Annotated in this window: 19 protein-coding genes and 2 pseudogenes; 6 read left to right on the top strand and 15 right to left on the bottom strand. The window is 67.7% G+C overall.

Features of this window, described 5'->3' with window-relative positions; genetic code table 11:
• Positions 1–341 precede the first annotated feature (341 nt).
• From CLV30_RS26075 to CLV30_RS17000, 5 genes are all read right to left on the bottom strand, one after another.
• Positions 342–551: a hypothetical protein gene (locus CLV30_RS26075; RefSeq protein WP_129711086.1), complete on the bottom strand. Its 210-nt coding sequence runs from the start codon at positions 549–551 to the stop codon at positions 342–344.
• Positions 544–873, bottom strand: a complete 330-nt coding sequence (locus CLV30_RS26080; RefSeq protein WP_129711087.1) for a hypothetical protein — start codon at positions 871–873, stop codon at positions 544–546. The genes CLV30_RS26075 and CLV30_RS26080 overlap by 8 nt, the downstream gene beginning before the upstream one ends.
• Before the next feature lie 101 nt (positions 874–974).
• A complete protein-coding gene (locus tag CLV30_RS16990; protein ID WP_106538422.1) occupies positions 975–1,736 on the bottom strand; it encodes a helix-turn-helix domain-containing protein in 762 nt (253 codons plus the stop codon).
• Positions 1,737–1,982: 246 nt separating this feature from the next.
• Entirely contained in the window at positions 1,983–2,288 is a 306-nt protein-coding gene (locus tag CLV30_RS16995) for a hypothetical protein (protein ID WP_129711088.1), read from the bottom strand.
• Between the two features lie 283 nt (positions 2,289–2,571).
• Positions 2,572–4,020 (bottom strand): recombinase family protein, encoded by a 1,449-nt coding sequence (locus CLV30_RS17000; RefSeq protein ID WP_106538424.1) that lies wholly within the window; start codon positions 4,018–4,020, stop codon positions 2,572–2,574.
• Positions 4,021–4,156: 136 nt separating this feature from the next.
• On the opposite strand from CLV30_RS17000, the gene CLV30_RS17005 reads away from it, so the two are divergent.
• Together CLV30_RS17005 and CLV30_RS17010 are read left to right on the top strand one after the other, a co-directional pair.
• Complete coding sequence (locus CLV30_RS17005) at positions 4,157–4,660, top strand: hypothetical protein (RefSeq protein WP_106538425.1); 504 nt, start codon at positions 4,157–4,159, stop codon at positions 4,658–4,660.
• Positions 4,661–4,738: 78 nt separating this feature from the next.
• Positions 4,739–5,263, top strand: coding sequence for a hypothetical protein (locus CLV30_RS17010; RefSeq protein ID WP_129711089.1), 525 nt, complete (start codon positions 4,739–4,741; stop codon positions 5,261–5,263).
• A 12-nt stretch (positions 5,264–5,275) separates the two neighbouring features.
• Here CLV30_RS17010 and CLV30_RS17015 read toward each other — a convergent pair whose 3' ends face one another.
• The 6 genes from CLV30_RS17015 to CLV30_RS17040 all read right to left on the bottom strand — a co-directional run bounded on the left by CLV30_RS17015 (position 5,276) and on the right by CLV30_RS17040 (position 14,023).
• Positions 5,276–7,258 carry a hypothetical protein gene (locus CLV30_RS17015; RefSeq protein WP_106538427.1) on the bottom strand — a complete coding sequence of 661 codons (1,983 nt, stop codon included), beginning with the start codon at positions 7,256–7,258 and terminating at the stop codon, positions 5,276–5,278.
• Positions 7,259–7,273: 15 nt separating this feature from the next.
• Positions 7,274–7,579 (bottom strand): hypothetical protein, encoded by a 306-nt coding sequence (locus CLV30_RS17020; RefSeq protein ID WP_129711090.1) that lies wholly within the window; start codon positions 7,577–7,579, stop codon positions 7,274–7,276.
• Between the two features lie 241 nt (positions 7,580–7,820).
• Entirely contained in the window at positions 7,821–9,404 is a 1,584-nt protein-coding gene (locus CLV30_RS17025) for a GMC family oxidoreductase (protein WP_240723365.1), read from the bottom strand.
• Entirely contained in the window at positions 9,401–10,882 is a 1,482-nt protein-coding gene (locus CLV30_RS17030) for an aldehyde dehydrogenase family protein (protein WP_106538429.1), read from the bottom strand. The genes CLV30_RS17025 and CLV30_RS17030 overlap by 4 nt, the downstream gene beginning before the upstream one ends.
• A 10-nt stretch (positions 10,883–10,892) precedes the next feature.
• Positions 10,893–13,034, bottom strand: a complete 2,142-nt coding sequence (gene betT, locus CLV30_RS17035; RefSeq protein WP_106538430.1) for a choline BCCT transporter BetT — start codon at positions 13,032–13,034, stop codon at positions 10,893–10,895.
• Between the two features lie 125 nt (positions 13,035–13,159).
• Entirely contained in the window at positions 13,160–14,023 is an 864-nt protein-coding gene (locus CLV30_RS17040) for a LysR substrate-binding domain-containing protein (protein WP_106538509.1), read from the bottom strand.
• Between the two features lie 179 nt (positions 14,024–14,202).
• Between CLV30_RS17040 and CLV30_RS17045 the strand changes: the two genes are divergently transcribed.
• Positions 14,203–15,828 carry an MFS transporter gene (locus CLV30_RS17045; RefSeq protein ID WP_205741045.1) on the top strand — a complete coding sequence of 542 codons (1,626 nt, stop codon included), beginning with the start codon at positions 14,203–14,205 and terminating at the stop codon, positions 15,826–15,828.
• On the opposite strand, the pseudogene CLV30_RS27915 reads toward CLV30_RS17045, so the two are convergent.
• Positions 15,753–15,947, bottom strand: a pseudogene (locus tag CLV30_RS27915) (hypothetical protein); the annotation flags it as partial. The gene CLV30_RS17045 and the pseudogene CLV30_RS27915 sit on opposite strands and share 76 nt — an antisense overlap.
• Entirely contained in the window at positions 15,934–16,521 is a 588-nt protein-coding gene (locus tag CLV30_RS17055; RefSeq protein ID WP_106538432.1) for an NADPH-dependent FMN reductase, read from the bottom strand. The pseudogene CLV30_RS27915 and the gene CLV30_RS17055, both read right to left, overlap by 14 nt.
• Positions 16,522–16,606: 85 nt before the next feature.
• On the opposite strand from CLV30_RS17055, the gene CLV30_RS17060 reads away from it, so the two are divergent.
• From CLV30_RS17060 to CLV30_RS17070, 3 genes and pseudogenes are all read left to right on the top strand, one after another.
• The gene (locus CLV30_RS17060; RefSeq protein ID WP_106538433.1) at positions 16,607–17,086 is read left to right on the top strand and encodes a MarR family winged helix-turn-helix transcriptional regulator; all 480 of its coding nucleotides are present in this window, start codon (positions 16,607–16,609) and stop codon (positions 17,084–17,086) included.
• A 137-nt stretch (positions 17,087–17,223) separates the two neighbouring features.
• A pseudogene (locus CLV30_RS17065) lies at positions 17,224–18,320 on the top strand (Gfo/Idh/MocA family protein).
• Between the two features lie 312 nt (positions 18,321–18,632).
• Positions 18,633–19,466, top strand: a complete 834-nt coding sequence (locus tag CLV30_RS17070) for an aldo/keto reductase (protein ID WP_106538434.1) — start codon at positions 18,633–18,635, stop codon at positions 19,464–19,466.
• A gap of 82 nt (positions 19,467–19,548) precedes the next feature.
• Here the strand turns inward: CLV30_RS17070 and CLV30_RS17075 are convergent, their stop codons facing one another.
• Together CLV30_RS17075 and CLV30_RS17080 are read right to left on the bottom strand one after the other, a co-directional pair.
• Positions 19,549–20,337 carry an SDR family NAD(P)-dependent oxidoreductase gene (locus tag CLV30_RS17075; protein ID WP_106538510.1) on the bottom strand — a complete coding sequence of 263 codons (789 nt, stop codon included), beginning with the start codon at positions 20,335–20,337 and terminating at the stop codon, positions 19,549–19,551.
• 167 nt (positions 20,338–20,504) lie between these two features.
• Positions 20,505–21,890, bottom strand: coding sequence for a sigma-70 family RNA polymerase sigma factor (locus CLV30_RS17080; RefSeq protein WP_106538435.1), 1,386 nt, complete (start codon positions 21,888–21,890; stop codon positions 20,505–20,507).
• Positions 21,891–21,931 lie beyond the last annotated feature (41 nt).

The raw sequence follows: 21,931 nt of genomic DNA on the forward strand, positions 1-21,931 counted from the left end.
TGTTCGCATTCCTCGAATCGGTCAACCGGAATGCGCCGACCGAACCATTCCCTTTGTCCATCTTTGCCTCATTCGTTTGTGCATTCTCATTCGGCTCGGTGCTCGGTGCGGCGGAGTGGGCGGGGGTCGGCCGGAGATGCCCGCCAGGGTGGTTGGCTGGCGTGGCCGGGGGTCCGGCCAGACGGGGAGGGGGCAAGCCAGCCAGGCGGGGCGCGTGTGTGGCTCTGTGTGGGGCGTGTGCGGCCTGCCACGGGTAGGGGTGGCCCGTGTGGGCCGCCCCACCCGGGGGTGGCGGTCCAGCCAGGCTGGCGTGTGCTCGCACGGCGGGCGGGGGGCATGCTTCAACCCCCGGCCCGTTCTGCGGCTTGCTGGTCCGCCAACCGGTTCGCGGCTGCGGCTACAGCAAGCAATGCGTGCACAATGGCGCGATCCCGGTTGTCGTCGGGAATCGGCAGAATCTCTTCGCCACCCATGGTGGGTGGTGTGATCAGCTTGCGCGCATTCTCGTAATGCTCGTGATACACGTCCTCGTTCACTTTGTCGTCAAACATTGGCGCGCGCTCCATTCCCGCTTTGCGTGGCTGGATTGTCGGTGTGCTTGGAGCATGGCCGGTAGTTACGGCATGGCCTACCAGTGGTCGACGTTGGCGCGCCGCAGAGCATGCCCAAGCGCTCAAGGTATTCGCGTGGCAAGCGACCTTCACGCTCGTGTATCGCGCCGTGGTGGCAACCGTTGACCGCACCATGCGCGCAATCGGGGCACTGGCATTTCACCAACCACGGCCAGGCGTTGCCGTCGGCATCGATGACATGTGCAATCCAGTATTCGTTATCCAGCTCCGCCGCTGTGTTCCAATCTGGCTTTGCGCTCATGTCTGCATCCTTCCCGTGTAGATTTCCCGCTCAGGTGGCGAAGCCGCCGGGGCAATGGCTGGCCACGACCGGGCGCGAAGCGCCCGAGGGGTTCTAACTGTCTAATCGCCTTCATCGATAATCATTTCTTCAGGATCACTGGGTAACGTCTCCAACGTCTGCCTTAGGAAACCGACCGGGTATTTAACCTGTTTGGGCTTTTGGTCCCGGTCAAGCTGCCAGCCCAGCATTTCGCCTTCCCAGCCACCGTCGGCTAGCCGCTTCAACTCTCGCCGAATATCCGGATGGTTGATGTTCGCTTCCGGCATCCACTTCTCCGCGAAAAAGGCAAGCATCTTTTCTTCTGCGGTTGGCTTCCCGAGTGCTTCGCCAGGCTTGCCGTTCTCGCGCGTGCGCGCCCCCGCGCGTGCGCGCCCCTCCTCCTCCGTCGGAGGTGGGAGGTCGTGATCCCTGCGGGGGTCACCGTCGGGGTCACCGTCAGGGTCACCGTCGTTGTGACGGTGGTCCCTGCGGGGGTCACCGTCAGCTTCCACGGTGGTCCCTGCGGGGGTCACCGTCACAACCGGGATCGTGAGCCGATAGACCACTGTCCGGCCACGTCCGCGCGTCCCGGTTTCGGTCAGCCAGCCGTGCGCGGCTAGAAACTCATCGACGCGGCGAACGGTTTCGCGTTTGTATCCGAGACGTTGCGCTATCGCCTGTTTCGAGATGAAACAGTTTGTGCCGTTCGGATTCGCATGCAGAACGCGCGCGACGGCTACGGAGAGAATGACGCCGTGTTGTGGCCCGTCTTCGATTTCCTCAAGCCAGCCGTATAGGTACCTCAGCCAGGTAACGACGATGGCCTTGTTCCTGCCGCTCATCGATAATCGCCCGGCCTTCTTCCAGCGGCGTATTTATCGAAATGCGCCGTGGTCTTTTTCCGGGGATCACAGTTGGCGCAATAGGCGTACTGGCGGCACGGTGCGCCACACTTCCGACACTGGCGGGCGAATTTGGCTTGCTTGCGAGACATCACGCGCCACCCGCGCAACGGTGCGCTAGGGTTGGTGGTATTGCTCCCCCGTTGGTCCGCCGTCTCCTCCGAAGCGGCGGGCCTTCCTTTGCCCTCATGCGGCCGAATCCGTGTTCGTCTCGGCCGGGGGTAGCAGGGCGCGCAACCGCTCGATGTTCTCGGGGGTCAGTTCGCCAGCACGGTTCACGACGCGTTCAACCCATGCATCGAGCGACTGACCCTTCTTACCGATGCTCTGCATGTGTTCGCGCTTGAGCTGTTGTGCACGCCGTGCGCGTTCCTGAGGACTCAGCCGCCCGTCTGGGTCGGCTTCCTGCTCGAAACGCTGCATGAATGCGTCACGCGCCGGTTGGGTGTTCTTCGCGCGGCGCTCACGGGTATTCGGGGCATTCCCAGCCAACGGGCACACTCCACGTGTGAGAAGTGCGCCTCACTTTCTAGTTGGGGGTCAACCCGGGCTGAGGCGATACTGACCAGCTTGAATCACTGGTCGACCCTACGGCCGCAACACCCTGTCGTGTTCGCCGCTGCACGGAGTCTCGGCCCACCTATGATGATGGTCCTTACTCACGACCCACAAACAACGCTAACCGCTGTCAGGCTGAGCGCCAATACCCGAACAGAGAAATGCCCAAGTCTTAGGCAAAGGGAAACGCCTAAGACTTGGGCAGAGCGATTGTGTGTCAGTCCTGCTCACGCCGGAAGATGATCCGATCCTCAATCGGAACTATCACGTTCCGTGCGTGCTTACGTGTGATCCGTGCCTCACCAAGGATGGCAGGCGTGAATAGCAGCGCCGCAACTTCCCGCTTGGCGGGCACCGACGCAGCCGCCCAGCGCCGCGCGACATCTTCGCCGGGGCCTACCAGGTCCCGCAGAGCCGACGGCGTCGACAACTCCCGTAGACGCGCCTCAGCAGCCTTCACACGCTCGGTGATCCTCACGTCACGACGCTTGGCGAACTCAACCGAAATATCCATGTCGTCGGCCAGGGCGCGGCGCTCACCATCGAGACGGGCAATCTCGGCGCGTAGCGACGATGCCTCCGTGTCGTCCGTCTCGCGCGTGAGCTGTTCCCCCCGGTGCGGATCACTCAGGTAGGCGAGGATCACGGTCTCAAGCTTGTCGTCCAGCTCAAGCTTGTCGATACCGCTCACGCACCCTTTACCGGCGCACCGATATTCGCCCGTGTCCTTGCGGTTATAGCTCAGCGTCAGACCGGAACCGCACACGTCGCACTTCACCGCACCACCGGTGAACTCATGCGTGAGCTTTCCAGCGTTCTTCGATGACCCCCGTCCGGGCGAGGAAATGATATCCTGGACGGCGCGCCACGTTTCCCGGTCAATGATGGCGGGCCAGTTGCCCTCATACTCTTCATCCTTATATTTCCGCAGAGCCGTATACGCGGGACGCGTCAGCATCTTTCGCAACGTCTGCTGCGTGAACACCTTCCCACTACGAGACCGGATACCACGCCGCTCGAAATCCCGCGAAATGGACGCAATGGTCTCTTTCGCCCGGACACGCTGAAACAGTTCCTCGATAACGCGCGCTTCATCCTCGACACGCTCAGTGCCGATAAGCTTGCCGGTATCGGAGTCGTAAACCTTCCGTAGCCCGTAGTTGGATTGACCGCCGTGCATCTTTCCCTTTTTGGCTGCTTTGGCCATGCCCCTACCCGTTTTCTGCTTGAGCTCCCAAATGAACTTCTCAGCGTTGTTCGCATTGCCTACCAAGTGGTGACGGTCGTTACCGTTGGTTGGGTCGTAAATCTGTTCGTCGTCCACGACGAATACGCGCTTACCCTGTTCGGCGAGCAAGTCGATAAGTAGAACCCATTCACCGACTCGGCGGGAACCGCGCGAGGAATCGGTAATGATCAGAAGCTGATCGGTAAACCGGCCGTTCGTGAGGTCACCAATCAACTGGTCGTATCCCTCACGGGCCTTTGTGGCATGAATGGACGCCGAACGGTCGTTGTCCTCGTATCGCTCGGCGCTGAGCATGACGCCACGCTCGGCGCACGCCAGCCCGATGTCATCGAGCTGACCTTCAACCGACTGATCGTTGTTGCTGGAACAGCGGACGTAGGCGCGGCCGGTGAGCGTGTCTGCGGCTAGGATCGTCATTGCTGGTGCTCCCTGTCACTTGGCGGTGTTGGGAGCACCCGTCTACATGACTAGAACAAGCTCGGTCTATGGTGTGGGAAATCGTTGATGATCAAGGGAAAGCAGCGGCGCGTTCGGCAGTAGGGAGGCGAACCGTATGCGGGTACGGCGTGATGCCGTCGTCGTCAGCATCGCCGTCTTCGCCGGCCTCGGCCTGACCGCCTGCACCAGCGAACCGAGCCTGAACGAGATCGCGCCCCGGTTCGAGCAGGACGCCAACGAGGTGTTCGAAGAACTCGCCGACGACTACAGCGCCGATCCGGAGGCCGCCGAGATCACGAACGACGGCAGCGAGAACGTCCCGTGCGACGACGGCGCCCGACGCGAGTTCGTGGGGACCTTCCCCATGATCGAAGGTGACCCCGACAACACCCTGGATGGCTTCACCAACAACGTCATCACTGCAATATCGATCGATCACGACTACGAGATGGTCAGCGAGGGCGGCGGCAACTACACAGAAGACGGCTTGATGAGCGGGACCGAACGCACTGATTACGGCACCAACGAAGACGAGACGATCACGTTCGAGGTACACGCCGTCGCCGAACCTCCCCGACAGGTCACGTTTACCGGTGAAACCGCCTGCGCGGACACTTGATCGTTCCGGCATCCCATTCGTCACCGAAGATCCGGAGCAACACCGCAGTCGCGTGATCGGTTACTGTTCCGCTGGGACGTGATCCAGGAGCGCCGCTCGTCGGGCGGTACGGAGGTGGAGAGTATGCGGCCGCGCCATGGTGCCGTCGTCGTCAGCATCGCCGTCGTCGCCGGCCTCGGCCTGACCGCCTGCACCAGCGAACCGAGCCTGAACGAGATCGGCCCCAAGTTCGAACAGGACGCCAACGAAGTGTTCGAAGAACTCATCGACAGCTACAGCGCGAACACCGACGCCGCCGAGATCACCAACGACGGCAGCGAGAACATCCCCTGCGACGACGGCGCCCGACGCGAGTTCGATGCGACCTTCCCCATGATGGAAGGCGACCCGGAAAGCAACCTAGAGATCTTCACGCGAGCAGTCGTCGTGAGCTTCGAGAACAATCATGGTTACACCATGGTTGGCGACGACTACCACTCCGGTACCGAACGCACCTACCGGGCCACGAACGAGGACGAGACGATCACGTTCGAGGTACACGCCACCGGTGAGCCCAACAGCGAGGTCACCTTCACCGGCAAGACAACCTGCGCGAGCACCTGACGCAGTTCCGGATCACTCCGGAGGCGTCCAGTCCTCGCCGAGGTCCCACGATCGCACTCGGTGCTCAGAATCGTCCTGCCCGCCGAGGAAGATCATGCTGCCGTGGTCCAGCTTCGTGTCGAACGGCGTGACGTCGCCGTTGTTGTTAGAGTCGGACCACTCCGCGAAAGCACGCATTGCTTCCTCGCTCTTGGCGATGTCCTCCACCGGGAGCAGGTTGCCGGAGTCGTCGGTGATCGCGTCCGGCATCTCTGTGTGCGGGTAGTCGGCGTCGATCAGTGACTCGGCGATGTGGTACTGAACCGTCAGAGCCACCTGGTGGTCTTCGGCCTCGACCTGGTCGACTCGGGTCTCGCCACCCTTCTTGTACTCACCAAGACCCTTGCCCGCAGCGAAGGTGAATGCTTTCCAGGCGAGCTTCGGGCCGATCGACTGCGGCGTCGGCACCTCTGCCAGACCCAACGTCAGCACTGTTGCGATGCCCTCACGCACGCTCTTTTCGAGTTCGTCCAGGTCACCGCGGACGTCGATCATCGCGGTGTTCTCCAGCCCGGCGAGGTTGCCGAAGGCCGTCATCATGTTCTCGAAGTTCCGCGGATCCTGTTCGCCGTCGTTCTGGGCTCGATAGTCGGCGTTGGCGGCCTGAGACGGGAGGGTCTCGAACATCTCACCCATGGCCTCGTCGAACGGTGCCATGAGTTCGTCGTTGTCGGCGAAACCGTGCAGGAACTTGTACGTGTCCTGCGGAGACAGGTAGAACGCAGGGTCGACGTTGTACAGACCGTCGAAATTCTCCGGCGCGGTCGTCCGCGACTCACGGAACTCGGCGTCGTCCATGCTCGCGCCGGTCAGGAACTCCTGTCGGTACGACGCCGCCAGCTCGCTCATGTCGTCCTTGATCGGCCACGGCACTTCCGGATGCTTTCCAGCGGCCTTGATGAACTCCAAGGCGAACCGGGACGCTTCGTCGCTGTGGTCGCGCCAGTACTCGTCGTTGACTCCGGACCCTGAGTTGATGGCCTGGCCGAAGGCGTCGGCGACGTCGTCACCGGTTCCGCGCGACTCGGCGTAACCGAAGACCGAGCCGACGGTGTCGCCCATGTCCCCGGGCAGGCCGTTGATCGCGTTGCGGGCCGCGTCCGGGTGATTGCCCAGAGCTCCGAAGGCCAGCGCGAGCACGTCTTCGGACAGACCGGTGGTCTGGACGTCGAAGGTGCTCCCGCCACGGAAGTCGTAATCGGGGTTGTCGCTGAAGCGGTCGAGAGCATTGGCGTTCACGACGTCCTCGACGAACTCCTGGTCGAAGGTGCCGTGCTGCATCAGCGCCAGCCGGCCCCATGCGGCCGGGTTGACCAGGTGATCGCCCTCGACCGGCGCGGTGGCGAAGGCGTCGACGACTTCGGTGAAGTCCGCACCCGGATCGGTGTCCATCGTGGCGGCACCCAGAGCTCGGCTGAAGGCCCGGATGTCCTCCTGGCCGGTGTCGCTCCCGCTGGCGCTCATCTGGGACGCCAGCATCTGGGTGTTCTGCACGCCCAGCCTGCCGAAGAACTCCGACATCACGTCGGGGTCGCTGGTGTCGAGCTTGCCGGCGACCTCGTGAATGATCTGGGCCAGCTCTTCGTCGGTGTACCCGTGGTTCTTGATCTTATCGGCAAGGTCACGCGCCTCGCTGAGTTCTTCCTCGGTGGGTAGCGTCACCGGCTCCGATATGTACGCCGACAGGCCGTCCGCCTGCCCGCTGTCGGCGACCTTCGCCAAGCTCAACCGCCGTCGCAGCAGCGGCAGCTCGTCGTCGACCCAATCGAAGATGTCCAGGATCTCCTTGGCGTTCGTGGCGTCGACGTCCTCACTCTCGATGCTCGCTTTGAGACCGGACATCTCTTCGCGGGAGTCCTCCGTACGACTCTCGAGCGTCGAGATCATCGAGTCGAACGAGTCGACGTCGATGCTGGAGTAGCTGCCGCCGCCCCCGCCGCCACGCGTCACCGCCATCTGCCGTCCCTCGTCTCAGTTGGGCCTCGTGCCGCCGTACGGTGGCGACTCGATCTCCTCAGGAACCTGACCCATGCGGTCCTCGATCGCGTCGATCACACGGTCCAGCAAGTCAGGCAACTTGTCGTGCCGGCCGCCGACCTCTTCGGCCCAGGGCTCGGCGGCCGAACTGCCGGTCCAGGTCTCCCCGTCGTGCATCCGCGTCTTCGCGTCCTTCAGCGTCCGCTCGATCATCCAGCGATTGTTCGTGACGCGATCCCTGAGCGCTACCAACCGCTCATGCGCCGGATTCGAGACTTTGGACTCGTCGTTGCCGGACATGGTCCCCATTCGGCCAAGGCTGTTCTACGTTCAGATGCGCTGAACAACGTACCGTCCGGTCGCTTGCCCGGCACACCGACTCGAAGCGTCGAAATCCGTCGCCAGGCCGCCCGCTGCGCGGACGCGGTGCGGTGAGCACGTCTCGTCGCGCGGCGGGCGGCCGGCTGGCCATCACCAGGCGTCTACACGCGTCACCAGGCCCGCAGGGGTGGTGACGCATGGAACTCCATGGTGAACGTGGTCATTCCCGAGCAGCGGACTTGAGGAGGTCGGCGCAGCGCTCGCCGATCATCATCGTGGTGATGTTCGGGTTGACGGTGGTCAGCTCCGGCATCACGGACGCGTCGGCGACGCGCAGCCCGCGCACGCCCTTGACCCGCAGTTGCGGGTCCAGCGGCGAACCGTCGTCGTCCGGCGCACCCATACGCACGGTGCCCGCCGGGTGGTAGACGGTGTTGTGGGTACGGCGGATGTAGTCGGCGATCTCGTCGTCGGTGCGCACATCCGGGCCCGGGTACAGCTCGCGCCCGGCCCAGGCGGCCATCGCCGGCTGCCCGACGATCCGGCGGGCCAGCTTGATGCCCTCGACCATCACCCGCATGTCGTGCGGGTCGGTGAAGTACCGCGGGTCGACCTTCGGCTTGTCGCGGAAGTCGATGCTGCGCAGCCGCACCGTGCCCCGCGAACGCGCGTGCGTCACGTTCGGGGTGAGGCAGAACCCGTTCTCCGTCGTCGGGTAGCCCTGGCGGACGGTGTGCATGTCGAACGGCACCGAGCCGTAGTGGAACATCAGGTCCGGCCGGTCCAGCCCGTCCTCGGTGGTGGTGAAGATCCCGATCTCCCACCACTGCGTGGACGTGGCCGGCATCGGCTGCTTCGCCTCCCACTGGATCACGCCCTCGGGGTGGTCCTGCAGGTTCTCCCCCACGCCGGGCGCGTCGACGACGACGTCGAGACCGAACTCGCGCAGGTGCTCGCCCGGACCGATGCCCGACAGCATCAGCAGCTTCGGCGAGTCGACGGCGCCGGCCGAGAGCACGACCTCACGCCTGGCGCCGATCCGCCGGGTGTGGATCAGGTCGCTGTCGAGCACGTCCACCCCGGTGCAGCGCCCGTCGTCGATCACCAGCTTCTTCGCGCGCAAGCCGGTGAGCAGGGTGAAGTTGGGCCGCCGGTCGATGATCGGGTGCAGGTACGACACCGACGACGACGAGCGCACGCCGTCCTCGCGGACGTTGATCTGGAAGAAGTTCGCGCCGTTGACGACCGTCTCGCCGGTGTTGAACCGCACCCGCGGGATCCCTGTCTCCTCGCACGCGTCCAGCAGCGCGACGCCGCACTGGTCGGTCGGCGGCACCGACCGGATCCGCACCGGGCCATCGGTCCCGTGCCCGTCGCCGCCGTCCGCGTTGCTCTCGAGCCGGCGGTACAGCGGGTAGGTGTTCTCGGCCTGCCATCCGTCCGCGCCGTGCTTGCCCGCCCAGTCGTCGAGGTCCTCGCGCGGCGCCCAGAACGCGATGCACGAGTTGTGCGACGAGCAGCCGCCCAGCACCCGGGCACGGGCGTGGCGCATGAACGAGTTGCCGTGCTCCTGCGGCTCCACCGGGTAGTCCCAGTCGTAGCCGGACTCCAGCAGCTCCATCCACCGCGTGACCTGCAGGACCGCGTCGTCACCGACGTCGCTGGGCCCGGCCTCGACAAGCGCCACCGTCACGTCGGGGTCCTCGCTCAGCCGGGCGGCAACTGCAGCTCCGCCGGACCCGCCGCCCACGACGACGTAGTCGTACTCCTCGATTCCGTGCTGTCCGTTCACTGCGCCGCTCACCCTTCGCGCTCCGGGAACCACCCGGTCACCTGTGGATCGATGTTCTGGTAGATGTGCTTGGCCTCCTGGTACTCGGCCAGGCCGGTCGGGCCGAGCTCGCGCCCGACACCGGACTGTCCGTAACCGCCCCACTCGGCCTGCGGCAGATACGGGTGGAAGTCGTTGATCCACACGGTGCCGTGCCGCAGCCGCTGCGCGACCCGCTGGCCCTTCCCCGCATCCTGGGTCCAGACGCCGGCGGCCAGGCCGTAGCGGGTGTCGTTGGCGATGCCGACGGCCTCGTCCTCGGTGCTGAACGTCTCGACCGTCACGACCGGGCCGAAGCCCTCGTCCACGACCACCGACATCCCCGAGCGCACGCCGTCCAGCACCGTGGGCGCGTAGTAGAAGCCGTCGGCGAGCTCGCCCTCGCCCCAGGTCCCACCGCAGCGCAGCACCGCGCCCTCCTCGACGCCGCGGCGGACGTACTCGGTGACCTTGTCGCGGTGCGCGGCCGAGATCAGCGGTCCGGTGTCGGCGGAGTCGTCGAACGGCCCGCCCATCCGGATCCCCCGCGCGCGCCGCACCAACTCGTCGACGAACCGGCCGTGCAGCGACTCCTCGACGACCAGCCGCGCACCGGCCGAACAGACCTGCCCGGAGTGCACGAACGCGGCGTTCAGCGCGTTGTCGAGGGCGGCGTCGAAGTCGGCGTCGGCGAACACCACGTTCGGGTTCTTCCCGCCGAGCTCGAGCGCGACCTTCTTCACCGTGCCGGCCGCGGCCGCCGCGATGGTGCGCCCGGTCGCCAGCCCGCCGGTGAACGACACCAGGTCGACGTCGGGGTGCTCGGCCAGTGGCGCACCGGCGACCGGTCCCGCGCCGAGCACCAGGTTCGCCACGCCGGCCGGGACACCGACCTCGTCCAGCACCTCCATGAGCAGGATCGCGGTGTGCGGTGTGAGCTCGCTCGGCTTGAGCACGAACGTGTCGCCCGCGGCCAGAGCCGGGGCCACCTTCCACGCGGCCTGCAGCAGCGGGTAGTTCCACGGCGAGATCAGCCCGCACACGCCGAGCGGCTCGTAGGCGACCCGGCTGACGACGTTCGGATCGCCGGCGTCGACCAACCGCCCGGCGTCCTGGCCCGCGAGCTTGCCGTAGTAGTCGAAGCAGTTCGCGATGTCGTCCATGTCGATGCGGCTCTCGACGACGCGCTTGCCGGTGTCGAGGGACTCGGCGCGGGCGAACTCCTCCTTGCGCTCACGCAGCCGCGCGGCCACGCGCAGCACCACGTCGCCGCGTTCGGGCGCCGGTGTGCGCGGCCACGGCCCGTCGTCGAACGCGCGCCGGGCCACGGCGACGGCACGCTCGGTGTCCTCTGCCGTCGCCTCGGAGACCGTGCCCACAGGCGTGCCGTCGGCCGGGCAGCGGATCTCGCGGACCCCCGCCGACGCCGCGGCCTCCCATCTGCCGTCGATGAACAGTGTGGCCGGTGTCATCGTCGCCTCCTCACGCCTGCTCGACGGGCCGTTGCCCGTCCTGATCCGGACCGTCGTCCATGGTCCCTGGCGTCGTCGTCTCGGTGTCCGGCAGGGTGCTGCTGTTGCCGGTGGCCTCACGGTGCAGCCGGAGGAACTCGAGGTGACGCTCGTACTGGTCGAGGATGTCACCGATCAGCTGGTCCTGGCTGAACCCCATGACGTCGTAGCCCTGACCGCCCTCGTCCAGATGCACCTCGATGCGGATGTACGTCTCCTCGAACCGCGGGGAGCGGCTCGCGAACGACGGCGTCGGCGCCTCGACCGGATGCAACCGGTAGGCAAAGGGGCGCTCGTCGGCCAGGTCCACCACCAGGTCGATGCACGGCAGGTCCGGCGCCCGCACGACCTGGCCGGCGCTGTCGCTCACGGTCACGTCGGCGCCCTGCGCGCGCAGCTCTTCGGCCACCTCGCGGACCGCCGGGCGGCACACCCCGTCGATGAACGACGCCGCCGCACGCGGATCCGGGAAGCTGGTCGCACGCTCGATCCGCTGCCGCCAGCTCCGCGAGAGACTGCGCGCCTCGCCGGCCGTGCGCATCGACAACGACGACGGCAGAGCGGCCCGGAACGCGTCCTCGCGGTGCCCCTCGACCCGCAGGGCCCGGTAGAGCCCGAGCATCACGAGGAACATCACGAACGAGAACGGCAGCCCCATGATGATGGTCGCGTTCTGCAGCGTCGTGACCCCGCCCACGATGAGCATCGCCAGCGTCAGCAGGCCGGTGGCGGCGGCCCAGAAGATCCGCACCGCCTGCGACGCGTCGGTGGTGGACGACTTGAGGTACGAGGTGAAGTTGCCCATGACCAGCGCGCCGGAATCGGCCGAGGTGACGTAGAACAGCAGCCCGGTGAACGTCGCCACGCTGGCGCTGAGCGTGACGCCCGGGTACTGGTCGAGCAGCGAGTAGAACGCCTGCTCCGGCTGGTCCATCGCGGCCTGGCCGAACTCCTGGTTGCCGCCGATGACGACGTCCAGTGCGCTGTTGCCGAAGATCGAGATCCAGACCAGGATGAACAGGAACGGGATGACCAGCGTCGCCGCCACGAACTGGCGGATGGTGCGCCCACGCGAGATCCGCGCCAGGAACAGGCCCACGAACGGCGCCCAGGCGATCCACCACGCCCAGAAGAACAGCGTCCACAAGTTCAGCCATTCGGTGGGCCGGTCGAACGCGAACGTGTTCATCGTCATGCCGGGAAACCCGCTGACGTAGTCACCGATGTTCAGCACGATGCCGTTCAGCAGGAACACCGTGTCGCCGCTGAACAGGATGAACAGCATCAGCCCGATGGCCAGGATCACGTTCAGCTCGGACAGCCGGCGGATGCCCTTGTCGACGCCGGCCACCGCCGACACGGTCGCCATCAGCACCGCCACCACGATCAGCCCGATCTGCGCGCCCGTCGCCTCGGGCACGTCGAACAGGAAGTTCAACCCGTAGTTGAGCTGGACGACGCCGATGCCCAGCGACGTCGCGATGCCGAAGATCGTCCCGAGCACCGCGGCGATGTCGACGGTGTGCCCGATGCGGCCGTGGATCCGCCGGCCGAAGATCGGGTAGAGAGCCGAGCGGATACTCAACGGCAGGTTGTAGCGGTAGGCGAAGTACCCCAGCACCATGCCCATGAGCGCGTACATCGCCCACCCGCTGATGCCGTAGTGGAACAGCGTCCACACGACGGCCTGACGTGCCGCGGCGGTGTTCTCGCCGTCGCCCTGCGGCGGGTCGAGGTACTGCGACACCGGCTCGGCGACCGAGAAGAACATCAGGTCGATGCCGATGCCGGCGGCGAACAGCATCGCGCCCCAGGTGAACAGGCTGAAATCCGGCTTGGAGTGCTCCGGGCCGAGTCTGATCCGCCCGTACCGGGAGAATCCGATGAACACCACGAACACCAGAAAGATCGTCGCGGCGAGGAAGTAGTACCAGCCGAAGTACTCGGATATCCAGCCCACCATCTCGCCGATCACGTCCGCGGCCATGTCGGGCGCGATCATGGCCCAGAGTGCGATGGCCAGAATGCATGCGGACGATCCGTAGAACACGACCGGGTTCACCCGGCTCGCTGGTTCGCCGACGCTGGTCTCCGTCTGTTCGGGCTCGCTCATGTGCAGCCTCCTCAGCCTTGACCGGGCGGCGCCGACCCCATGACTGCGCCACCGAGTGACCGACCGCTACACCGTAGCGACAATGCGGCTGTGTAGGGACCCGGTGAGCAACCCGGATTCGGCCGTCACGGGGCAGGCGGCCGGGCGGCCACACGCTCCCCGAGGATCGCCGACGTGAGCGCCTCGACCGGCTCGCGCGGCGCCCGCGGGTTCGCTACCAGGGTGATGTCGATGTCCCCCAGCTCCGGCAGCTCCGGCGACGCAGGCAGCGCCTGCAGGTCCGGCGGGACGAGGCTGCTCGGGAACACGGCGACGCCGATCCCCGCTCTCACTGCCGCCAGAACACCGTTGACCTGCAGCGTCTTGCACGATATGCGCCAGGTCCGGCCGGACTCCGCCAGCACCCGCAGCGCGGTCAGCCGGCTCAGCGACGGCGCGGCGTAGGTGATCAGCGGGATCGGCTCTTCGGCCGAGATGCGCGTGCCGGGCAGGCCGATCCAGACCAGCCGGTCGCGCCGGACGATCCTTCCGCTGGTCTCGCCGGGAGGCTCCTTGATGAAGACGAGGTCGAGCTGGTTCGCCGCCAGCCGCCGCTGCAGCGCGCCGGTCTGGGTGACGGTGAGCTCCAGGTTGATCCTCGGGTACAGCTGACGGAACGCGCGCAGCACCGCCGGCAGCTGGGCGAGCGCCAGGTCGTCCGCCGCGCCGAACCGCAGCCTGCCCTGCATGGCGGTACCGGTGAAGTAGCTGGCCGCGTCGTCGTGCGCGGCCAGGATGGTCCGCGCGAACCCCGCCATCGCCTCGCCGTTGTCGGTCAGCGTCACGACCCTCGTGTCGCGCGCGAGCAGCTGCCTGCCCGCGGCCTCCTCGAGACGGCGGACGTGCTGGCTGACGCTCGGCTGGCTGATGCCGAGCCGGCGGCCCGCCTCGGTGAAGCTCAACGTGGACGCGACCGCGAGGAATGTCCGCAAATGGACCGGATCGAACACCGACACCCTCCGATCACGCCTGGCGACACCGCCAGCCTATTACAAATGCTAATGACACTAATAGCCTCCATCCGGACGATGAATCGAGATTCAGCAATTAACGTAGGGGACGGTCCTGGCAGCCGGCATGATCCCACCGCCGCCCAGGCGCTCAGCCCGTGACGACCGAGGAATCCACCGTGAGTTCGGCGACCGCCGCACCGAAACCGTCCCCGTCATCGACCTCGACCACCGCCCACGATCAGTCCCGGCCCGCCCCACCTCCCAGCTGGCGGCACACCTTCGCCTCGCTGCGCGTACGCAACTACCGCCTCTACGTCACGTCCCAGGTGCTCACCAACACCTGCGGCTGGATGCAGCGCATCGCCCAGGACTGGCTCATCCTCGGCCTCACCGGCAACGTCGCCCTGGTCGGCCTGACCGTGACGCTGCAGCTCGGCCCGATGTTGCTGTTCGGGCTGTGGGGCGGTGTCATCGCGGACCGGTTCGACAAGCGCCGGGTGCTGATGATCACCCAGTCGCTGTTCGCCGTCTCCGCGCTGACACTCGGCACGCTAACGCTGGCCGGCGTGGTGCAGGCGTGGCACATCCTCGCCAGCGCCGCATTCCTCGGGCTCGCCACGGTGGTGGACAACCCCGCGCGGCAGGCCTTCGTCCCCGAGGTCGCCGGGCACGAGCACCTGCGCAACGCGATCAGCCTCAACTCGACCGTCTTCCAGATGGGCGCGCTCGTCGGGCCGGCCCTCGCCGGCGCCGGCATCGCCCTCGTCGGCGAGGGATGGGCGTTCGTCGTGAACTCGATGGCGTGCACGGCCGCGGTTCTGCTGCTGGTCGCGATGCGTCCCGCCGAGCTGAACGCCGCGCCCGCGGTCCGGCGCGCCGGCGGCCAGCTGCGCGAAGGGCTGTCGTACGTGGCCGGCAAACCGGAAATCCTGTGGGCCGTGGTGCTGGTCGGGTTCGTCGCGATCACCGGCATCAACATGGCCACCGTGCTCGCGGCGTACGCCGACGACGTCTTCCACACCGACTCCGGCGGCTTCGGGCTGCTGAACTCCTGCCTGGCCGCCGGCGCGGTCACCGGAGCGCTGGCCAACACCCGGCGCCGCTCGCTGCGGTTGCGGTCGCTGGTGTACGGGGCCGTCGCCCTCGGCGTCCTGCAGCTGCTGGCCGCGTCGCTGCGTTCACAGGTTGCGTTCAGCGTGGTCCTGGTCGGTGTGGGCGCGGCGTCGCTGCTCTACCTCACCGGCGGGAACACGCTGGTGCAGTCCGCGGTCGCGACGACGATGCGCGGGCGGGTGATGGCGCTGTACATCCTGGTCTTCTTCGGAGCCCAGGCCGCGTCCGGATCGATCATCGGCTGGGTCGCGCACCACCACGGGGCGCAACTGGCCATGGTTGCCTGCGCGGCGGGACCGCTGACCGGAGCCGTGATCGTCGGGGCGATCCTGGCGCGGCGGGGCGGCCTGGTTCCGCGGATCATCCTGCGCGACCGGCCCGGCCGCGGCATCGTCTACGTCGTTCCCCGCGGCACGGCACACCCGTCCACCGCGGCAAGCTCCGGCCAGCACGGCGGCCCGGCCGAGGCTGCGCACGGCCATGGCGACCACGGAGACCGTCCCCCGCGGGTCGCGCCGGCCGGCGCGACCCGCGGCGGTCACCCGTCGAGAGTGACGACGACCTTGCCGCGGCCGTGGCCCTTCTCCACCTCGCGGTGCGCGTCGGCGATCCGCTCGAGCGGGAACGCCGCACGGACGGTCACCCGCAGGTCACCCGCCTCGTACAGCGCCACCAGGTCGCGCAGCTGAGCGGCGCTGAGACTCGCCCGGATGCCGCGCACCCCGAGGTCGGCGGCAGCACGTCGACGATCTCGAGCACGCCGGCCGTGACGTGCACGGCCATCCGCACGACCCTCAGGCGACGGCATCCGACGTGGGCACGTCCGGGGTGCGCAGCGTGCTCAGCGCCGCGGAGAGCCTGCCGAGCTCGTCGAGCATGCCCGTCGCCGCGTCGTCCATGCCCGGGTCCGCGCGGAGCCGGCCCTCGTCGATGTTCTCGATCAGCGGCACCGCGACCGCCTTCGTCGTCGGCATCATCCGCAGCGACGTGACGATCTGCTTCGTCATCTGCACCGCGTTCCTGCCCGCCGCCGAGAGCCCGTAGCTGACGAAGCCGACCGGCTTGTAGGCCCACTCCTCGTACAGGTAATCGAGGGCGTTCTTCAGCGGTGCCGTGATGCCGAAGTTGTACTCCGGCATCACGAACACGAACGCGTCGGCGGCGTCGACGCGGGCACTCCATGCCTCGGTGTGCGGCTTGGTGTACCGCCGGAACGACGGGTGCTCGGGCTCGTCCAGGAACGGCAGGTCGATTTCGGCAAGATCGACGGCGACGACGTCGAATCCGGCGTGCCGCTCGGCTCGATCGACGAACCATTCGGTGATCGTCGGACCGACGCGGCCGGGCCTGGTACTGGCGGTGATCACGTTCAGCGTTGGCATGACCCACTCCTCGTGTTGATGCGTCAACTCGAACGCTAGACCGGGCGAGTTGATGTGTCAACCGCGAGTGCCGTAGCATGGCCCCATGCCCGAACCGGGATGGCTGACCGAGCGGGAAGAACGCACGTGGCGTGGATATCGCCGGATGAACGACTTGCTGGCCGCCCAGGTCATCCGTGAGTTGGCACGCGACAGCGGGCTGTCCGATGCCGACTACACGGTGCTCGTCGTCCTGTCCGAGGCTCCCGGCCACCGGATGCGCTCGATCGAGTTGACCCGGCGGACAATGTGGTCCAAGAGCCGCCTCTCCCACCAACTCACCCGGATGGAGGGGCGCGGGCTCGTCCGGCGCGAGGAACCGGCCGACAACGCGCGCGCCTGCGACGCCGTCCTGACCGAGGATGGGCTGCGGCGCATCGAGACGGCCGCCCCCGCCCACGTGGAGTCGGTACGCCGGCACTTCATCGACCTGTTGACCGATGACGAACTGGACATGCTCGGCGCCGTGACCGAGCGCGTCGTCGCACACCTGACGGAGACCGGCGAGCACGCGGCCGAGCCCTAACGCGCCCCGGGCTGCGCACCCGCGTCCTCCCCGGCACGATCGCCGCCGAGGGCGGACCGGTAACCTGCTGCCCGGACGCGCGCCGCTCACCGCCCGCCGAAGACGCACGTCCGTACCGTCATCGAAAGGGGCATGCTGTGGGCGAGCCGCTGACCGTTGGCATCATCGGCGCGGGCGCCATCTCCGCGCAGTACCTCGACACCTTCGACACACTGCCGTCCCTGCGGCTGGCCGCGGTCGCCGATCTCGATCCGGACCGGGCGGGCGCCGTCGCCGCCGAACGCCCGGGCACCCGTGCCGTGACGCCGGACGAACTCGTCGTCGCGCCCGACATCGACCTCGTCCTGAACCTGACCGTGCCGGCAGCGCACGCCGACGTCGCCGGCAAGGCCGTCGCCGCGGGCAAGCACGTCTACGGCGAGAAACCGCTGGCCACCACGGTCGCGCAGGCCACGGAGGTGCTGGCCGCCGCCGACCAGGCCGGGGTGCGCGTCGGCTGTGCCCCCGACACCGTGCTCGGCACCGGAATCCAGACGGCGCGCCGGGCCATCGACGACGGATCCATCGGAGTGCCGGTCGCCGCCAGCGCCGTCATGGCGAACTCCGGACCCGAGAGCTGGCACCCCAGCCCGGACTTCTACTACCTGCCCGGCGGCGGCCCGCTGTTCGACATGGGCCCCTACTACGTCACCGCCCCGGTCACGCTGCTCGGGCCCGTCACCAGGGTGACCGGCACCGCGGGACGCCCGCGCCCGGAACGGACCATCGGCTCCGGCGCACGCGCCGGGGTGTCCGTCCCGGTCGAGGTGGACACCCATGTCAGTGGCGCTCTGGTGCATGCCTCCGGCGCCATCTCGACGATCATCATGAGCTTCGACACCGTCGCCACCCGCGCCTCCAACCTCGAGGTCCACGGTGAACACGGCTCGCTCATCGTGCCCGACCCGACACCTTCGCCGGAGACACGTCACTGCGCCGCCCGGGCGACGACGACTGGCAGGTGCTACCGGTGAGCGCCGGTTACCTGGACGGCTCCCGCGGCTGCGGTATCGCCGACCTGGCCGGCACGCCCTCCGGCGCCACGCCGCGCACGGACGGTGCCGTCGCGTTGCACGTCCTGGACGTGATGGAGTCCCTGCTTCGGTCCGCGGCCGACGGCGTCGCGGTCGACGTCGCCAGCACCTGCGAGCGGCCGTCGGCCGTTCCGCTGGGTCGCGCCGCCGACCTGCCCTGAGCCCTCCGCCCACCGTGGCGAACGCGAGGGCACGCGGAGCACCGCACGTAGTTGCCGTCGTCCGACGAACGGCGCGAGGTAGCCCCAGCTGGTGAGGGGCGGCGAAGTCGGCCGACCACCGCGACAGCGCCAGGCTCGGTGCGGGACCATGGTGGTGACACCACCATGCCGGGCGCACAGCCGCAGCCGGGTATGCCCTTTCGCGACGCGGGTACGCATCACCGCACCGAGGCGTTCCCGCCGACACGACGTACCGGCACCGGTGTCACCCGCGTGCGACCGACGACGAACAAGGAAGGACCACGTCCCCGCATGATCGCGATTCCCGACGTCACCCTGAACAACGGCATCACCATCCCGCAGCTTGGCTTCGGGACGTTCCAGATCGAGCCCGAGGACACCAAGGACGCCACGTTGACCGCGCTCGACGTGGGCTACCGCCACATCGACACCGCGCAGATGTACGGCAACGAGAAGGAGGTCGGCGAGGCCGTCCGGCAGTCCGGCCTCGACCGCTCCGAGGTCTTCGTGACCAGCAAGCTGAACAACAGCTTCCACGCCTACGACGATGCGCTGAGCGCCTTCGACCGGACCGTCCAGGAGCTGGACATCGACTACGTCGACCTGTTCCTGATCCACTGGCCGCTGCCGGAGGTCGGCGACTACGTCGAGACGTGGCGCGCCATGGAGGAGATCTCCCGCTCCGGCCGATGCCGCGCCGTCGGCGTGTCGAACTTCCAGCCGCACCACCTGCAGCGTCTGCTGGACGAGACCGAGATCGTCCCTGCGGTCAACCAGATCGAGGTCCACCCGTATCTCGTCCAGGACGACGTGCGCGCCTTCGGCACCGAGCACGGAATCGCCACCGAGGCGTGGGCGCCGATCGCCAAGGGCAAGGTCCTCGACGACCCCGTCATCGGGAAGATCGCCGAGCGGCACGGCAAGACCGCGGCGCAGGTGACGCTGCGGTGGCACCTGCAGCGCGGCGACATCGTCTTCCCCAAGTCGGTGACCCGCAGCCGCGTCGAGCAGAACGCGGCCGTGTTCGACTTCGAGCTCAGCGACGACGAGATCACGACGATCGCCGGCCTCGACCGCGACGAGCGGACCGGCCCGCACCCCGACTACTTCAACTACGTCCCCTGACGCCTCGCCTCCCGATGATCATCGGCAGTTTCCGGGCCATATGGCCGGTAACTGCCGATGATCATGGGAGTGGCGCTGACCGCTAGGCGGTGATCATGCCGCTGGTGGCGTTGACGAACGTCCCGGTGATGGCGCCGGCCCGGTCCGAAGCCAGGAACGCCGCCGTCGCGGCGACCTCCGCGACGGTGGGTGAGCGCTTGGTCATCCGCATCGAGTCGAGGTTCTGCACGAGCCCGCGGAACGCGTCGTCGTCCATCTGCTGACCACCCATGAACGGCGCGAGTTTCTCCGGCGACATCGTCTCGGGCAGCCCCGCCGTCCAGATACCCACCGCGCGCACGCCGGCGGGCCCGAGCTCCGCGGCCAGGTTGCGCACCAGCGTGTCGGTGGCTCCGTCGGCCAGGCCGGTGCCACCCATCATCGGGCTGCCGTTCGCCGACCCGCTGTTGAGCGCGAGAATGACACCCGAACCCCGCTCGGTCATGTGCCGGGCAGCCGCTCGAGCGGTGAGGAAGTTCGCCGTCACGCCGTTGACGACCGGGCGGAGCACGTCCTCGGGCGTCATCTCGGCCAGCGGCATCCCCTGGACGTCGCCGCGGGTGACCAGGTTGAACGAGACGTCGATGCCGCCCGCGTCGGCCGCCACCGCGGCAGCGTGCCGGTCGACGGCCTCCTCGTCGAGCGCGTCGACCGTCTCCACGTGCGCGGCGCCGCCGGCGGCTTCGATGCGCGTGCGCACCGTCTCCAGCGGCTCCCGTGTCCTGCCCGCGAGGTGGACGGTCGCGCCCTCGGCGGCGAACGCCTCGGCCACGCCCGCGCCGATCGACCCGCCGGCGCCGTAGATGATCGCGTTCTTGTTCTGCAGCAACATGGTCGCCTCCGTGAAGTCTCGGTTGGTGTCACACGCCCGGTGCGCGTGACGGTCGACCATTGAGACGCACGGGACGCCGCCGACTCATCGCTCCCGCCTGTGTTGATCGTGCAGTTCTTCGGCCGAGGATCGGACATTTCACCCGCTGGAGCCGAACTTCTCCGCGCTCAACGCGAGGAGGGCGGGTCGCTGAGCTTCATCGGCAGCCCGAATGCGGGGAACAGATGCGGCTCGAACGCGGTGATCTCGACGACGGCACCATCCACGATGCGCAGCACATCGAGGACCTGGGCGCGGTAAACGGCCGTGCCCGGCCGGCGCACGTACCCGGCCGCCGCCGGCATGCTGTTCGCGACCGTGGGCACGTGCCACCAGTCCCCCAGGAACTGCGGCGACGCCGGATCGGCCGACGGCGTGATGAACGACACCATCGCGTCCCGGCTGACGAACCAGAACGGGTTGGGCGGCATCGTCAGCACGACATCCGGGCTGAGCAGGTCGGCCATGGCGGAGATGTCGGCACGGTCCGAGGCGTCGATGTAGCGCTGCAGGACCTCACGTTCGGTGCCGGTGGGCCGGGTCACGCCGGACCAGTCGACGCCGGCGCCGTGCTTCGGCAGGTACTCGCGCATGGTCGGCCGCGCCCGCTGCAGTGCGCTGTTGACCGAGGCCACGCTCATCTCGAGTAGCGCCGCAGTGTCCACGGCGGACCAGTCGAGCACGTCACGCAGGATCAGCACGGCGCGCTGCTTCGGCGGCAGATGCTGGATGGCCACCAGGAACGCCAGCTCGATGGTCTCGCGCGACTCGGCCACGTCGTCCGGTTGCGCCTCGGCGGTGGACAGCTGCGAGAGCGCCTCCTCCGGATACGGCTGCAGCCAGGTCACCTTCGGCGGCGGGTCGCCGTGGCCGGAGTCGATCCCCGGGACGGGCTCGTACCGTTCCGGCTGCCGCTTGGTGCGGCGCAGGAAGTCCAGGCACGCATTCGTGGCGATGCGGTACAGCCATGCCCGGACGGTGGAGCGTCCTTCGAACCCGTCCCGGTTCCGCCATGCACGCAGCAGCGTCTCCTGCACCAGGTCGTCGGAGTCGTCGTACGAACCGACCATCCGGTAGCAGTGCACCTGCAGCTCACGTCGGTACTGCTCAACCAGGCCGGCGAAGGCCCACTCGTCTCCCGACAGCATGGTCGCAGCTTCGTCACCGGCCGTCTCGCCGGTTTCCGTCACGGACGTTGGCGTGACGGAATCAGCATCGCCCGTGCCGCCGGCTGCGGCATCGCGCGCGACCCGGGCGATGCGACGCAACCGGCCCACCGACGACGACAGGTCCGTCACGTCGCCGTAGAACGTGTCCGGCACTCGAGGCTCCAGCGCCCGGACCCGTCGTTCGACCTCGGCGATCAGCTCGTGCACGTCGCCGGTCGCGGACGTGCGACGGGACCGGTACGCCTTCTGCCGGCACGCCGGCGAGCAGTACAGCGACGAACGTCCGCGCCGTTCGGACCGGGCCGGCAGCGGCCCTCCACACACCTGGCAGCGTTCGTCACTCATCGCCCACCTGCCGGGCCAGCGCATCGTTTCGTCTCACGTGA

It is taken from the genome of Haloactinopolyspora alba (genome assembly GCF_003014555.1).
In the GTDB taxonomy this organism is placed as follows: Bacteria; Actinomycetota; Actinomycetes; order Jiangellales; family Jiangellaceae; genus Haloactinopolyspora; species Haloactinopolyspora alba.

Coding starts and splice junctions, on each gene's coding strand:
- CLV30_RS26075 (WP_129711086.1), bottom strand. CDS start 551: ATGTTTGACGACAAAGTGAACGAGGACGTGTATCACGAGCATTACGAG.
- CLV30_RS26080 (WP_129711087.1), bottom strand. CDS start 873: ATGAGCGCAAAGCCAGATTGGAACACAGCGGCGGAGCTGGATAACGAA.
- CLV30_RS16990 (WP_106538422.1), bottom strand. CDS start 1,736: ATGAGCGGCAGGAACAAGGCCATCGTCGTTACCTGGCTGAGGTACCTA.
- CLV30_RS17000 (WP_106538424.1), bottom strand. CDS start 4,020: ATGACGATCCTAGCCGCAGACACGCTCACCGGCCGCGCCTACGTCCGC.
- CLV30_RS17005 (WP_106538425.1), top strand. CDS start 4,157: ATGCGGGTACGGCGTGATGCCGTCGTCGTCAGCATCGCCGTCTTCGCC.
- CLV30_RS17015 (WP_106538427.1), bottom strand. CDS start 7,258: ATGGCGGTGACGCGTGGCGGCGGGGGCGGCGGCAGCTACTCCAGCATC.
- CLV30_RS17020 (WP_129711090.1), bottom strand. CDS start 7,579: ATGTCCGGCAACGACGAGTCCAAAGTCTCGAATCCGGCGCATGAGCGG.
- CLV30_RS17030 (WP_106538429.1), bottom strand. CDS start 10,882: ATGACACCGGCCACACTGTTCATCGACGGCAGATGGGAGGCCGCGGCG.
- betT (WP_106538430.1), bottom strand. CDS start 13,034: ATGAGCGAGCCCGAACAGACGGAGACCAGCGTCGGCGAACCAGCGAGC.
- CLV30_RS17055 (WP_106538432.1), bottom strand. CDS start 16,521: ATGCCAACGCTGAACGTGATCACCGCCAGTACCAGGCCCGGCCGCGTC.
- CLV30_RS17060 (WP_106538433.1), top strand. CDS start 16,607: ATGCCCGAACCGGGATGGCTGACCGAGCGGGAAGAACGCACGTGGCGT.
- CLV30_RS17070 (WP_106538434.1), top strand. CDS start 18,633: ATGATCGCGATTCCCGACGTCACCCTGAACAACGGCATCACCATCCCG.
- CLV30_RS17075 (WP_106538510.1), bottom strand. CDS start 20,337: ATGTTGCTGCAGAACAAGAACGCGATCATCTACGGCGCCGGCGGGTCG.
- CLV30_RS17080 (WP_106538435.1), bottom strand. CDS start 21,890: ATGAGTGACGAACGCTGCCAGGTGTGTGGAGGGCCGCTGCCGGCCCGG.